Annotated in this window: 10 protein-coding genes; 9 read left to right on the forward strand and 1 reads right to left on the reverse strand. The window is 66.8% G+C overall.

Going from position 1 to position 13,293, the window contains the following annotated elements:
- Positions 1–74: 74 nt before the first annotated feature.
- The 8 genes from LOY51_RS13535 to LOY51_RS13570 are packed head-to-tail and all read left to right on the forward strand — an operon-like array spanning position 75 to position 10,105.
- On the forward strand, positions 75–2,855 hold the full coding sequence (locus tag LOY51_RS13535) for an NfrA family protein (protein WP_125858630.1): 2,781 nt from the start codon (positions 75–77) through the stop codon (positions 2,853–2,855).
- Positions 2,856–2,866: 11 nt separating this feature from the next.
- Entirely contained in the window at positions 2,867–3,862 is a 996-nt protein-coding gene (locus LOY51_RS13540; RefSeq protein WP_258646590.1) for an alginate O-acetyltransferase AlgX-related protein, read from the forward strand.
- A 3-nt stretch (positions 3,863–3,865) separates the two neighbouring features.
- Positions 3,866–4,993, forward strand: coding sequence for an alginate O-acetyltransferase AlgX-related protein (locus tag LOY51_RS13545; RefSeq protein WP_258646591.1), 1,128 nt, complete (start codon positions 3,866–3,868; stop codon positions 4,991–4,993).
- Positions 4,983–6,557, forward strand: coding sequence for an MBOAT family O-acyltransferase (locus tag LOY51_RS13550; protein ID WP_258646592.1), 1,575 nt, complete (start codon positions 4,983–4,985; stop codon positions 6,555–6,557). The genes LOY51_RS13545 and LOY51_RS13550 overlap by 11 nt, the downstream gene beginning before the upstream one ends.
- Positions 6,558–6,575: 18 nt before the next feature.
- The gene (locus LOY51_RS13555; protein ID WP_125464092.1) at positions 6,576–6,809 is read left to right on the forward strand and encodes an acyl carrier protein; all 234 of its coding nucleotides are present in this window, start codon (positions 6,576–6,578) and stop codon (positions 6,807–6,809) included.
- 33 nt (positions 6,810–6,842) lie between these two features.
- The gene (locus LOY51_RS13560) at positions 6,843–8,315 is read left to right on the forward strand and encodes an AMP-binding protein (RefSeq protein WP_258646593.1); all 1,473 of its coding nucleotides are present in this window, start codon (positions 6,843–6,845) and stop codon (positions 8,313–8,315) included.
- Positions 8,312–8,971: an alginate O-acetyltransferase AlgF gene (locus tag LOY51_RS13565; RefSeq protein WP_125858634.1), complete on the forward strand. Its 660-nt coding sequence runs from the start codon at positions 8,312–8,314 to the stop codon at positions 8,969–8,971. Before LOY51_RS13560 ends, LOY51_RS13565 begins: the two co-directional genes overlap by 4 nt.
- Entirely contained in the window at positions 8,972–10,105 is a 1,134-nt protein-coding gene (locus LOY51_RS13570; RefSeq protein WP_258646640.1) for an acyl-CoA dehydrogenase family protein, read from the forward strand.
- 1 nt (position 10,106) lies between these two features.
- Here LOY51_RS13570 and LOY51_RS13575 read toward each other — a convergent pair whose 3' ends face one another.
- Positions 10,107–11,078, reverse strand: a complete 972-nt coding sequence (locus tag LOY51_RS13575) for a DUF4434 domain-containing protein (RefSeq protein WP_309475596.1) — start codon at positions 11,076–11,078, stop codon at positions 10,107–10,109.
- A 597-nt stretch (positions 11,079–11,675) separates the two neighbouring features.
- Here LOY51_RS13575 and cprA point away from each other — a divergent pair.
- Entirely contained in the window at positions 11,676–12,833 is a 1,158-nt protein-coding gene (gene cprA / locus LOY51_RS13580) for a cationic peptide resistance protein CprA (RefSeq protein WP_258641627.1), read from the forward strand.
- The last annotated feature ends 460 nt before the right edge of the window (positions 12,834–13,293 follow it).

Consider the following 13,293-nt stretch of genomic DNA (forward strand, 5'->3'; position numbering starts at 1 on the left):
GGCGAGCCCGCAGCGTCCTTCCCCGAAACCAAGCCCGCTACGGCGGCGAACAAGACCCAGGCTGCCGCACTGACATGACCCCTGCTCGCCCCGCCATCCTGTTGTTCGGTGCCTGGCTTGCCTGCGCCAACCTGCCCACCGCCCTGGCCGCCGAGGTGCCGCTTGAAGGCGTGGCCTGGGAACAGGCCGACCAGGCCTTTCGCAGCTACCAGTCGGGGCGCTACCGCGATGCCCTGCAACAGGTGGATGCCGCCCTCAAGCTGCGCCCGGACGTGGCTCGGCTGAACCTGCTCAAGGTCTACACCCTGCAGAAGCTCGGCCGCCGTAACGAAGCCCGCCAGGCGGCGCAAAGCGCGCTCAAGCGCGGCGTGCGCGACCCCGGCCTGCAGGCGGCGGTGACCAACCTGCAACAAAATGCCCCGGCCGCCAGCGGCCCGGCCCCTTCGGCGGCTTACCAGCGTGGCTTCCCGCTGGCGACCAAGGCCTATGCGGCCTACAACGCCGGCGACATGGCCGCCGCCGAGCGCGATGGCGAGCGGGCGTTCCGTACCGACCCAAGCCAAGGTGCCTGGGCCCTGCTCTGGCTCGACAGCCTGGAGGCGCAGCAACGCTGGGCCGAGGCCGCCACCGCCGCCGGCACCGCGATCAGCCTGGGCGCACCCAACACCAGCGACCTGGAAGCCCGCCGCCAGACCTTGAACCGGCGCATGGCCGTGCGCCCGGCCGAGCAGGCCTATCAGGCGCTGATCGCCAACCGCCCCGGCGATGCCGTGCCGCTGGCCCGTGAAGCCGTGCGCCTGGCGCCGGACATCGCCAGCCACCGCCTGCTGCTGGTGACCGTGCTGCTGCTGGACAACCAGCCCGCCGCCGCCGAGCAGGCCGCCAACCAAGCCCTCGAAGCCGATGACGAAAGCACCGTGATGCTGGTGATGCGCGGCTACCTGCGCCAGTACCAGGGCAACGCCCAGGCGGCCGACAGCGACTTCGACAGCGCCCTGGCCCAGGACTGGCTCGACGAGGAACAACTGCGCAACGTGCGCCTGATCGCCATCGACGCGGCCCTGGCCGGCGGTGACAAGGCCCGCGCCACGGCCCTGCTGGCGCCCATGGACGCCACTGACGAGGCCGTAGCCAAACGCCAGCAGACCCTGGCCGACGCGCGCACCCCGGCCACCGCGCTGAACCTGAGCACCTACCCGGCGCCGCGCCAGTCGTGCCAGGACACCCCCTACGGCACCCAGTGCGAACTGCTGCCCGCCGATGCCGGCGGCGCCGCCGGCCCGGCCAGCGAGGCCTACGCCGCCTATGCGCGCCAGGACTACCAGGTAGCGATCGAGCAGGCGCGCAAGGCCGTCGAACAGGACCCGGACAACCTCGAGTTCCAGCGCCTGCTCACCACCGCCCTGGCCGCTGGCAACCCGCAGCAGGCCGCCGAAGCCGAGCAGCGCCTGAGCGACGCCATCGCCCGTACCCCAAGCGACGCCGAGCTGCTGATGCAGCGCGGCTACCTGCGCATGCGCACGGCCCAGCCCGCCCGCGCCCGTGAGGACTTCCGCGCCGCCCGCGACACCGGCAAGGCGCCGAAGACCGTGGTGCTCGACGAGGCCTATGCGCTGTCGGCCATGGGTGAAAAACCGGCCGCCGTTCGCCAGCTCAAGCACGCCATCGACATGGACGATGCCGGCACCCTGCAGCTGGATGAACAGCAGCGCCACAACACCCGCAGCGCCATCACCGCCTATGACCGCGAATGGGGTGCCACCGTGACCGCCAGCTACCGCGGCGCGCGCCCGAGCACCACCATCGCCAACGCCGGGCAAAGCTCGGCCGGCGACTCGATCTTCAGCACCGCCGAACTGTACTGGCGGCCCAGCCAGTTCAATGACCAGAACGGCGTGCTGGAGCTGTATGGGCGGATGAGCAATACCCTGTGGGATGAAGGTGGCCGCTTCAAATCGGCAGGTGCAATCGACCCTTGCAGCCACCAGGCGCTGGACGACAACGGCTCGACCGATTCGAAGTCGGTCAGTGGCTTCCCCAGCACCATTGCGTCCCTGGGCATGCGTTATTCGCTTTCCGATACCGGCTTCACGTTCGGCCTCGAACGGCGCTTCCTGATCGGCTCGGCGACCCGCGAAGGCACAGCGAACCCCGGCAAGAACAGCGTGCGCTGTGAATTTCAACAAACCGTTCAGGAAGCCAACACACTGAACCAGGACCCGGCAGCACGTATCAACGGTGCCTTGATGACTTACAAACTCAAGGACGACAGCGCCGGCGGCTGGCTAGCCTATGCAACCTACGGTTTCTACCGTGGCACCGAACTGCGCATGGAGCGCAGTTGGTGGACCGTGGATGCTTATTCGCAACTGGGTTATTCGCTGGAAGACAACGCCGCGAAGTACACGCTGTACGACGTTGACAACGAAGGCTCGCGTACCCGAGCACTGGGCACGGCCGATGGCCAACTACTGCGCAAACAGCTGTTCCTCAGCAACGAGGTTCGCCTGGGGCGCAGCTTCCGGCTGACCGAAATTTCGCCAAACCTGGTGCTCTTCCCGCATGTGGTTGGCGCTGCCGACTGGATCTGGCAGAAAGACGAAGTGACCGACCTCAAGGGCAAAAGCGGCCTGCTGGCCGATATCGACAGCGGCAAATACTCCATGACCCGCGACCAGAGCTCCTGGTCCATGGCCGCCGGCCCTGGCGTCGCCCTGCGCTACTACTTCCGTGAAGACCATTACCATACGCCCCGCTCCTACCTGGACTGGACGGCCCAATACCGCTTCGCCATCGGCGGCGGTGCCTCCGATCGGGCCGAGGGCCTGTTCATGAACCTGACTCTGTCGTATTGAGGACCCCCGCCATGCTGCCGTCTTCTGTGCTCACCCGCTCTTTCAAAGGCCTCGCCGCCAGCCTGCTGGCCGCAAGCATCGGCTTTGCCATGCCCGCCGCCCAGGCCGATGACTCGTCGATCGTGCTGCGTGGCAACGACGGCTGGCTGTTCCCTGGCTGGGGCAGCCTCACCGAGGTCGACAGCCGCGGCATCGAAGCCTCCACCGCGCTGATCAAGGACGCCCAGCAGGCCCTGGCCGCGCGCGGCGTGCAGTTGCAGGTGCTGGTGCTGCCCGACAAGACCCGCTTCTACCAGGACAAGCTGCCCGCCGGCAAAGCCCTGAGCCCTGCCGTGCAGCAGCGCTACCAGACCATCCTGGCCAGCCTGCGCAAAGCCGGCATCAGCGCCATCGACGACGAGGCCGTGCTGCGCCAGCTCAAGGACGGCGGCAAGGACGTGTTCTACCGCACCGACCAGCACTGGACCCAGGCCGCCGCCGACGCCACGGCGCAAGCCACCGCCGAGCAGGCCCGCCGCGATGTGCCGGCGCTCAAGGGCACTGCCGGCAGTGGCATGCAGCTGGGCAGCGAGTTCAAGGAGCGCCGCTACGGCGACCTGGCCGAGCGCTTCCTCACCCTCGAGCAACGCAAGCAGACCGGCCGCGAAACCTTCACCGTACGCCGTCAGGCCGCGGCCAACGGCCTGCTCGACGACGCCCCGGCGCCGCTGCACGTGACCGGCCACAGCATGGTGCAGCCGTACTTCGGCTTCCCGCAAAAACTGTCCAACAGCATCGACCGCCCAGTGTCGGTGAACTGGAAGCCCGGCAACGTCGGCCAGTGGATCATGCTGCTGGAGTACCTGGAGTCGGCCGACTTCAAGCGCAACCCGCCGCAAGTTCTGGTGTGGCAGATGTTCGAGCCCACCTACGCCCAGGGCCCCCAGGCCAGCGGCCTGTGGGACAACGCCTCGATCATGAGCGCCGAGAGCTGGCGCCAGCGCCTGCGCGCCGCTGCCGGAAAGTGAGCCATGGCTGAACAGGCGACCCCCGTCACCCCTTCCCACCGTGGCTACACCGCCGCGGTGATCGGCCTGTTGCTGCTGGCCCAGGCCTGTGGCCTGTGGCTGCTGTTCAACAGCAAGCTCGATGCCGCGCAGCTGCAGCCGGCGGCCTGGTTCGACGGCGAGGCCGGCAAGGCCCTGGGTGATGCGTTGCAACCCGAACTGCAAAAAAACGCCGACACCCTGAGCGCGGCGGTGCGCTATCGCCTGCTCGGCGACCTGGGCGACCAAGTGGTACAGGGTTGCCCGGGCTGGCTGTTCTACCGCGACGGCCTGCGCGCCCAGGCCGGTGTAAAAGGTGCCTATGAAGCGCGCCTGCGGCTGATGCAGCACTGGGTCGGGCAACTGCGCAGCCAGGGCCTGCAGGTGCTGTTGGTGGCCGTGCCGGACAAATCCCGTATCGAAAGCCAGGCCCTCTGCGGCCTGCAACAGTCGCCGCAACTGCAGGCGCGCCTGGGCCAGTGGCAAGCCAGCCTGGCCAGCCAGGGCGTGCCCTATGCCGACCTCGGGGCGGCCTTGGCCCACGGCCCGCAAACCCCGCCACAATTCTTCCGCACCGATGTGCATCTCAATGCCGACGGTGCCCAGCGCGCCGCCGATGCCGTGGCCGCCAGCGCCCTGGCGCTGCTCGATGGCAAGCGCGACCAGCTGTTCACCAGCTCCCAGGTTGGCGCGGCGCAACCGCGCATGGGTGACCTGATCGTACTGGCGGGCCTTGAGCACGCCGCCAGCGCCTGGCGCCCGGCCGTGGAAGACGAACACCCGCAGCAGATCCAGGTGCAGCGCAGTGGCGGCCTGCTCGACGACACCCCGCCGGTGCAGGTGCTGCTGGCGGGCAGTTCCAACGGCCGGCGCAGCGCCTTTGCCGAACGCCTGGGCCGCAACCTTGGCCAGCAGGTGTGGAACCAGAGCCTGGACGGCGGCCAGTTCAGCGGTGCGCTGCTGGCCGCGCTGGGCAAGCGCGAGCGCTGGCCGGCCAGCCTCAAGCTGGTGATCTGGGAATTCTCCGAAAGCGCCCTGTCGCTGCCATTGACCGCCGACGAGCGCGCCGTGCTGGCAACGCTACCTGAACCGCAGGCCGACCATGCTCTTTAACTCCTATCTGTTCCTGCTGCTGTTCCTGCCGCTGACCCTGGCCGCCCACTACCTGATCGCCGCCCGCAGCCTGCGCGGCGCCGCGCTGTGGCTGTGCGTGACCTCGATCGTGTTCTACGGTTGGTGGAACCCGCAGTTCGTGCTGCTGCTGATCGGCTCGATCGCCTTCAACTATCTGGTCAGCCTGGCCATCCTCGGCACGGCCGGGCGCTCACGCCTGCAATTGCTGATCACCACGGCCGGGGTCGGCGCCGACATTGCGCTGCTGTTCCACTACAAGTACTTCGTCACCCTGGTGAACTTCGCCCAGGACTGGGGCCTGGCCGGCACCCGCCTGGACGACATCATCCTGCCCCTGGGCATTTCGTTCTTCACCTTCACCCAGATCGGCTTCTTGCTCGACTGCCGCGCCGGCATCGTCAAGGAACGCAGCCTGCTCAGCTACGTGCTGTTCGTGACCTTCTTCCCGCACCTGATCGCCGGGCCGATCCTGCACCACAAGGAAATGATGCCGCAGTTCGCCCAGCCGGATAACTACCGGTTCCGCGCCGAAAACTTGAGCGTTGGCGGCATGCTGTTCGTCATCGGTCTGGCCAAGAAGGTGCTGCTGGCCGACCCGATCGCCCCCTATGCCGACGCCGGCTTCGCCGACCCTGGCAGCCTCGGGTTCTGGGCGGCGTGGGGCACCGGCATCGCCTACGCACTGCAGCTGTACTTCGACTTCTCCGGCTATTCGGACATGGCCCTGGGCCTGGCCAAGATGTTCGGCATTCGCTTCCCGCTGAACTTCAATTCGCCGTACAAAGCCAGCAACATCATCGATTTCTGGGCCCGCTGGCACATGACCCTGACCCGCTACCTGACCGCCTACCTGTATTACCCGGTGGCCATGGCGGTGTCGGAGTGGCGCGGCAAGCGCGGGCTGCCGGTCGGCACCCAGGGCGCGGCAACGCCAGGCGGCTTCGCCGCGGCGATCATCCTGCCGACCACCTTCACCATGGGCCTGGCCGGCATCTGGCACGGCGCCGGCCTGCAATTCTTGATCTTCGGCCTGCTGCATGCCGCCTATCTGTCGATCAACCATGCCTGGCGCATCTTCGTGGTCGGGCGCAACAACAAGGCCACGCAGCACCCGCTGAAAGTGGCGGGCTACGTGCTGCTGACCTTCGCTGCGGTGATCGTTGCCCAGGCTTTCTTCCGCGCCGAGTCCACCCATGATGCCGTGCTGCTGATCGAGGGCATGTTCGGCCTGCGTGGCCTGGGCAGCCTGCCCGAGGTCCTGTACCCGGCCGGTATTGCCTGGGGTGACGCCTGGCGCCTACTGGTGGGCCGCCACCTGGAGACGCTGCACGTACTGGCAGTGCTGGCCGTGGCCTGGTTCCTGCCCAATTCGCAACAGATCATGGGCGGCTTCTCGCCGTCGCTGGCCCGCGCGCAGCTCGACGGCCCGGCCGCGCTGCGCTGGGCGCCGACCCTCAAATGGCTGCTGATCATGGCGCTGCTGCTGGCGCTGTGCCTGATGAACCTGCACAAGGAAGCACGCTTCCTGTACTTCCAATTCTGAATCCATGGAGTGATTGACATGAGCGAACAAGCCCTCAAGCAACAACTGGCCGAAATCATCGAAAACGTGGTCGGCACCCCGGTGGCCCACGACGACCTGCTGATCGAGTCCGGCCTGGTCGATTCGATGACCGCGGTGGACATCGTCATGGCGGTGAAGAATGCGTTCGGCGTCAAAGTGCCGGCCACCGAGATCGACGAGCACCTGGAGTCGCTCGACGCCCTCGCCGCCTTCGTTCAGAACAACCGCTGAGCCTGCACAGGCCACTGCCCAGGAGAGTGCCGGATGCACTTCGATTTCGACCGCTGTGAGTTCGCCGACTGCCACCAGGGCGCCGACGCCCCTGCCCTGCGCGACGCCCATCGGGTACTGGACTGGGCCGGCCTGCAGCTGGCCGTCGAGGCCTGGGCCCTGCGTGCCCGCGCGCAGGGCGTATTGCCCGGCACCGCGCTGGTCCTCAGCGGCCACAAGCAGATCGAATTCGTCGTGGCCATGCTCGGCTGCCTGCGCCTGGGCGTGACCTATGTGCCGCTGGACAGCATCAACCCGCCGCAACGCTTGCAGCGCATCATCGAGCTGGTGGGCGCCGGCTATTGCTACGACGCCGAACAGGACCAGTTCCGCGCAGGCGTTGCCTGCGCCACAGCGCTGGCCGAGGCGGGCCTGGCCTACGTCATGTTCACCTCCGGCAGCACCGGCGACCCCAAGGGCGTGCAGATCGGCCGCGACAGCCTGGCGCTGTTCGCCGGCTGGATCCGCGACTGCCTGGCCCTGGGCGAACGACCGCGGTTCATGAACCAGATGCTGTTCAGCTTCGACTTCTCGCTGTTCGACCTGTGCGGGGCGTTGGCCCTGGGTGGCCAGTGCGTGCTGTGCCCGCGCGAGGTGATCGGCGACCCCGAGGGTTTTGTCGACTACCTGGCCGACAGCCAGGTACAGGTATGGGCCTCGACGCCGTCCTTCGTCCGTCAGCAGTTGCTCAACGACGCCTTCGACGCTTGCCACCTGCCCGCCTTGCGGGTGTTCGTGTTCGGTGCCGAGTCGCTGACCCCGACCCTGGCCAACCAGCTGTGGGAGCGCTTCCCCGAGGCGCGGATCATCAACTCCTACGGGCCGACCGAAGCCACCTGCTCGACCACCTGGATCGAAATCCTGCCGCCGCTGGAAAACACTGGCCAGCCGCTGTCCATCGGCCGGGCCAAGCCCTATGCCGAGCTGTTCCTCGACGACGGCGAGCTGTGCATTGCCGGTGACCACGTGATGCGTGGCTACCTCAATCGCTCGGACCTGAGCGAGGCCGTGCTGTTCCAGCACAACGGCAAGCGCGCCTACCGCAGCGGCGACCTGGCCGAGATCGACGCGCAAGGCCGGGTGTTCTTCCATGGTCGGCGCGACGACCAGATCAAGCTCAATGGCTACCGCATCGAGCTGGGCGAAGTGGACGCCGGGCTGGCCAGCCTGCCTGGGGTCGACAGCGCCGCCACCATTGCCCTGCGCCGCCCCGACGGTGCGCTGGTGCGCATGGTTGGCTTCATCGAAACCCCCGGGCACCTGCCGGCGGCCACCCTGGGCCCGTTGCCCGAAGCCCTGGCCGACTGGAAACAGCGGCTGGCAGGCAGCCTGCCGCCCTATATGATCCCGTCCGAACTGCTGGCCTGCGGCCGCTTCCCCGGCACCCTGTCCGACAAGGTCGACCGCAAGCGCCTGGCCGAGCTGTACCAGCAAGCCCGGGTAAAACGCCCCAAGGAGACTGTATGAAAGCCCTCGCCGTGCTCACAGGCGCCCTGCTGCTGAGCAGCGCACTGCCCACCGTCGCCCAGGCCGAGGGCAAGCTGGCGCAGCTGTATGCGCCGCGTCCACCGGCTGGCTCGGCGTTCGTTCGCGTGCTGCAGCCCGCGGCTGGCGGCGTGCAGGTGCAAGTCGGGCATAACCCGGCGCAGCAACTGGCGGCCGGCCAGCTGGCCAGCAGCTACAACGTGGTCAAGGGCGGCGAGCCGTTCACCGTGCTGATTGCCGGCAAGAGCGCCGGCACCCTCAGCGTGGCCGCCGACAGCTACCAGAGCCTGGTGCTGCACGATGGCAAGCTGCTGGTGCTGGACGACAGCGCCGCCAGCGACGATGCCCTGAAGGCCGAGCTGCGCTTCTACAACCTGGCCAGCGACTGCCCTGCCGGCCAGCTGCAGGTGCAGGCCGGCCCTACCCTGTTCGCCGACGTGCCTCGGCAGACCAGCCAGGCGCGGGCGATCAACCCGGTGAGCGCCACCTTGACCGCCGGCTGCGGCGCGGCCCAGGCCAAGCCTCTGCCCTTGCCGCAGCTGCAGCCAGGCGACCACTACGCGCTGTTCCTCACCGGCAGCGCCGCACAACCGGTGCTGCGCGGCGAGCTCAGCAGCACCGCACCCTACACCCGGTAAATTGCCATGCGCCCACTCTTTCGTGACGATCACCTGCTGTTTCGCGACCAGGTCCGGCGGTTTGTCGAGGAACGCATACTGCCCCACTACGCCGACTGGGAACGTGAGGGCATAACGCCCACCGCGCTCTGGCGCGACGCCGGTGCCCAAGGCCTGCTGTGCCCGGCGCTGCCCGACCCCTATGGCGCCGGTGGCGACTTCGGCCATGCCGTGGTGGTGATCGAGGAGCTGGCCCGGGCCAACTGCCTGGGTATCGGCTTTTCGATCCATTCCGACATGGTCGCGCCCTACCTGTACAACCTCGGCACCCCGGCACAGCAAGACCGCTGGTTGCCGGCCATGGCCGCCGGCGAACTGATCGGCGCCATCGCCATGACCGAACCCGGCGCCGGCAGCGACCTCAAGGCCATACGCTGTCGCGCCCGGCGTGACGGCGAGCACTATGTGCTCAATGGCCAGAAGACCTTCATCACCAACGGCGTCAACGCCGGCCTGATCATCGTGGTCGCCAGCACCGAGCCCGACCTGGGCGCCCGCGGCCTGTCGCTGTTCTGTGTCGAGGCGGGCCTGGCTGGCCTGAGCAAGGGCCCGGCCATGGCCAAGATCGGCCAGCATGCCCAGGACACCTGCGAGCTGTTCTTCGACGAGCTGCGCGTACCCGCCGACTGCCTGCTGGGCGAGGAAAACGCAGGCTTCGAGTACCTGGGCCGCGAGCTTGCCCGCGAGCGCCTGGCCATTGCCCTGCGCGCCGCCGCCCATGCCGAGGGCATGCTCGAGCAGACCCTGGCCTACACCCGCGAACGCAAGGTATTCGGCAAGCGGGTCAGCGACCACCAGCACAACCGCTTCATCCTCGCCGATGCCCGTTCGCGGCTGACCATGTTGCGGGTGTTCCTCGACGACTGCGCACGGCAGCTGATCGAGGGCAGCCTGGACCCGGTGGTGGCGGCCATGGCCAAGCTCAATGCCAGCGAAATCCAGGGGCAGATCCTCGACCAGCTGCTGCAACTGCACGGTGGTTATGGCTACAGCAGCGAGTACGGCATCGGCCGTGCCTGGGCCGATGCCCGGGCGCTGCGGATCTTCGGTGGCACCAGCGAAATCATGCGCGAGATCATCGGGCGCAGCCTCTGATTCAGCCGCGCAGCCAATCCTCACGCAGCCTGCGGGCGCGCGGGTCATCCCCCAGCGCCCACGGGTCGAGGGCAAACGCCACGACCTGCTCGGCGCCCGTGGTACGGGCCCACTCCAACTGCCGCTGTACCCGGGCGTAATCCGCCGAGCGGGCCTTGAAGTCGGTGCCGTCGTTCTTTTCCGACGGCAACTGCTCGAACAACTCCACGACCACATCGAATGGCACCTTGCGCCGGCGCAGCTCCAGCAGCAGTGGCTCGATGGCCTGCAGGTTGGCCCAGCCGGCCACACCGACACCATCCTGCACCACCGGCCGCAGCGCGGTGGTATCGAGCAGCGTGCGCCATAGCTGCAGCAGCGAACCCTCGGTGGGCAGCACGCTGTGGTAGGTGGAAATCGACGGGATACGGTCGCTGTGCTGCCGGGTGCTGGCAGACATCGCAGCCAACCAGCCGGCCAGGCGCTGCTGGCTGTCGGCGCTGGCCCAGTGGTACTGCTCCAGCTCGTAGGGGATGTACCAGCCGGCAAAGGCGCGGTGCTGCGGCCAGGGCGCAGCAGCCATGTAGCCCTGCGCCTCGCCCAGGGCCTTGGCGAAGAACTGCGCCTGCCCCTGCGCGTCTGCCGACAGCGCCTGCCACCAGGCGTTGTCGAACGGCAGCCCGACTTGTACCTGCATGCCCTCGTCATGGGCGATGTCGAAGACGTTGCGCAGCATGTCCTCGGGGATCATCCACGGCGATTGCCCGCCGATCAGCCCGACCCACTGCAGCGTCACCGTGCGGCAGCCCATGTCGGCCATGGCCGCCAGGCGCTGGCGCCATTGCTGCGGGTTGAGGTCGGCGTGGCTCTTCCACAGTTGCAGGAAGCTGCCCTGCAGGCCGCTGGAGCGTGTGCAGCCCGGCAGGCTGGCGAGGATGGGTGCGGTGGCCAGCAGGCACAGCAGGCTGCGGCGGCTGAGGGTGGGAGCGGAAATGGTGAGGTCCTTTTCGTAACGTGGTGCTGGAACGCAGCAGCCTACCTTAAATCGTCACCGATGGCTGGCGCTGTGATGCGGGTCAAGACGTCTATGCGCTTGTGCGGGTTTGCGTGATTGAACAGCCACGGTGTGGCGTCATCCCGCGCAGAGCACATTTGTACTCCCTACGCGTGAGCGGTCGTCGATTTCGCCAAACTGCCAATACCCGGACCACTGCATTAGCACATATACAAATTAACTACCTGAACAAAACCTGAAGCCTTTCAAACTTAAACAAAATTACATGTTCATTCATGAAAGCTTACGGTCTTTCACACTTATTAAAATTGTTTCACACAAACACGCACATCACTCTCATCTGCGTGATTGAAAAGTCAAACCTCGGCATGGACAATAGCCGCCAGCACGCTGCGCGCCATGCCCTGCAAGACTTTCGGCAGCCTGCTCTTTTTTCGCCGATTATTCAGGCCCGCTTTTAAAGTTGACCGAACAGCCCGCCAAACTGACGCGCCAACTTATTACTTACGCCGTATTCACATTACGTTGACATTGCATCACTTCAAATGCGCGTCACTCTATCCCCCGAGGTAAACCATGAACGCACTTAACCACGGTGAAGTCTTCACCGCCGCCGATTCGGGCGAGCACATCCTGTTGACCGGCGCCACGGGTTTCCTCGGTGGGTCGGTCGCCGCCCAACTGATTGCCGATGGCCAAGGCCCCACCCTCGCCTTCCTGGTACGCGGTGACACACCCGCGCAAGGCCTCGAACGCCTGCGCGCCAACCTGCGCCAGCATGGCGTCAGCCAGGCCGACTGCCTGGCCCTGGAAGAATCGCAGATCCTTTGTGGCGACTTGCTCGACACCTCCTGGCTGGCCAGGCAAACCCCGCGCCTGATGCAGTTCGACCGGGTGATCAACTGCGCCGCCGTGGCCTCGTTCTCGAAGAACCCGACCATCTGGCCGGTCAATGTCGAGGGCACCTACGCCTTCGCCGACGTGCTCAGCCGCTCCGCGCGCCTGAAACGCTTCCTGCATGTAGGCACGGCGATGAGCTGCGGCCCGCAGCGCGAGTCGCCGATCAGCGAGTCGTGGGAGTTCCCCGAGGCCGAGCAGCAACTGGTGGACTACACCGCCTCGAAGGCCGAGATCGAGCGGCGCATGCGCGAAGAACTGCCAGGCCTGCCGCTGGTGGTGGCGCGCCCGTCCATCGTGGTCGGCCACAGCAGCCTCGGCTGCCAGGCGTCGGGCAGCATCTTCTGGGTGTTCCGCATGGGCTTTGCGCTGGAGAGTTTCACCTGCGGGCTCGACGAGCAGATCGACGTGGTCCCGGTGGACTACTGCGCCGAGGCGCTGATCGGCCTGGCACGCAAGCCCCAGCTCAACCACGACCTGTACCACATCTCCGCCGGCCACAGCTCGGCCTGCACCTTCGCCGAGATCGACCAGGCGTTTGCCCAGGCCAACGGTGCCGAACCGGTTGGCGAGCGTTATCGCAAGGTCGATGTGGATGACCTCAAGTCCCTGGCTGGCAGCTTCGCCACGCGTATCGGCCCGGCCAACCCGCGCCTGGTGCTGCGCGCGCTGCGCTTGTACAGCGGTTTCGCTGATCTGAACTACCTGTTCGACAACAGCCGGTTGCTGGAAGAAGGCATCGCTGTGCCGCCGCGCTTCACTGATTACCTGGACGTGTGCGTCAGGTCGTCCAATGGGGTGAGCATTGCCACCCAGATGCAGGCGGATTTCAAGTAACCCGTCATTCTGCTCCGTCACACGCGCTTGCCCGGGCCAGGGTTGAACCTGCTCCGGGCTTTTTTATGGGGTTGGGGTTGGGGTTGGGGTTGGGGGAAGGCTGCCAGGTGCCTGGCGGGAGATTGGGTGAAGGCCACCAGGTGCCTGGCGGTGTTTTTGCAGCGCCCTCAAGATCGAGCGCCGCCCGCGCGGCGCTTCGCGGGTAAACCCGCTCCCACAGTTTGTTTCCGGCCAGTCTTTCCTGTGCCATCACCTGGTCCGCCTTGTTGGTACGACTCGGTTTCAGTGTGGGCGTTGCCGCCGCCCCACATGACTCAAGGCATGCACCAAGGCAGGCGCCGGTACTTTCACAGGAATAATTGGCCCGAAACAAACGGTGGGAGCGGGTTTACCCGCGAAGCGCCGCGCGGGCGGCGCTCGATCTTGAGGGCGCTGCAAAATCACCGGTGAACACCTGGTG

This window comes from Pseudomonas sichuanensis, from assembly GCF_024749065.1.
Lineage (GTDB): Bacteria > Pseudomonadota > Gammaproteobacteria > Pseudomonadales > Pseudomonadaceae > Aquipseudomonas > Aquipseudomonas sichuanensis.

Excerpts from the sequence above, each read along its gene's own strand:
- LOY51_RS13535 (WP_125858630.1), top strand. The coding sequence starts at position 75 with ATGACCCCTGCTCGCCCCGCCATCCTGTTGTTCGGTGCCTGGCTTGCC.
- LOY51_RS13540 (WP_258646590.1), top strand. The coding sequence starts at position 2,867 with ATGCTGCCGTCTTCTGTGCTCACCCGCTCTTTCAAAGGCCTCGCCGCC.
- LOY51_RS13545 (WP_258646591.1), top strand. The coding sequence starts at position 3,866 with ATGGCTGAACAGGCGACCCCCGTCACCCCTTCCCACCGTGGCTACACC.
- LOY51_RS13550 (WP_258646592.1), top strand. The coding sequence starts at position 4,983 with ATGCTCTTTAACTCCTATCTGTTCCTGCTGCTGTTCCTGCCGCTGACC.
- LOY51_RS13555 (WP_125464092.1), top strand. The coding sequence starts at position 6,576 with ATGAGCGAACAAGCCCTCAAGCAACAACTGGCCGAAATCATCGAAAAC.
- LOY51_RS13560 (WP_258646593.1), top strand. The coding sequence starts at position 6,843 with ATGCACTTCGATTTCGACCGCTGTGAGTTCGCCGACTGCCACCAGGGC.
- LOY51_RS13565 (WP_125858634.1), top strand. The coding sequence starts at position 8,312 with ATGAAAGCCCTCGCCGTGCTCACAGGCGCCCTGCTGCTGAGCAGCGCA.
- cprA (WP_258641627.1), top strand. The coding sequence starts at position 11,676 with ATGAACGCACTTAACCACGGTGAAGTCTTCACCGCCGCCGATTCGGGC.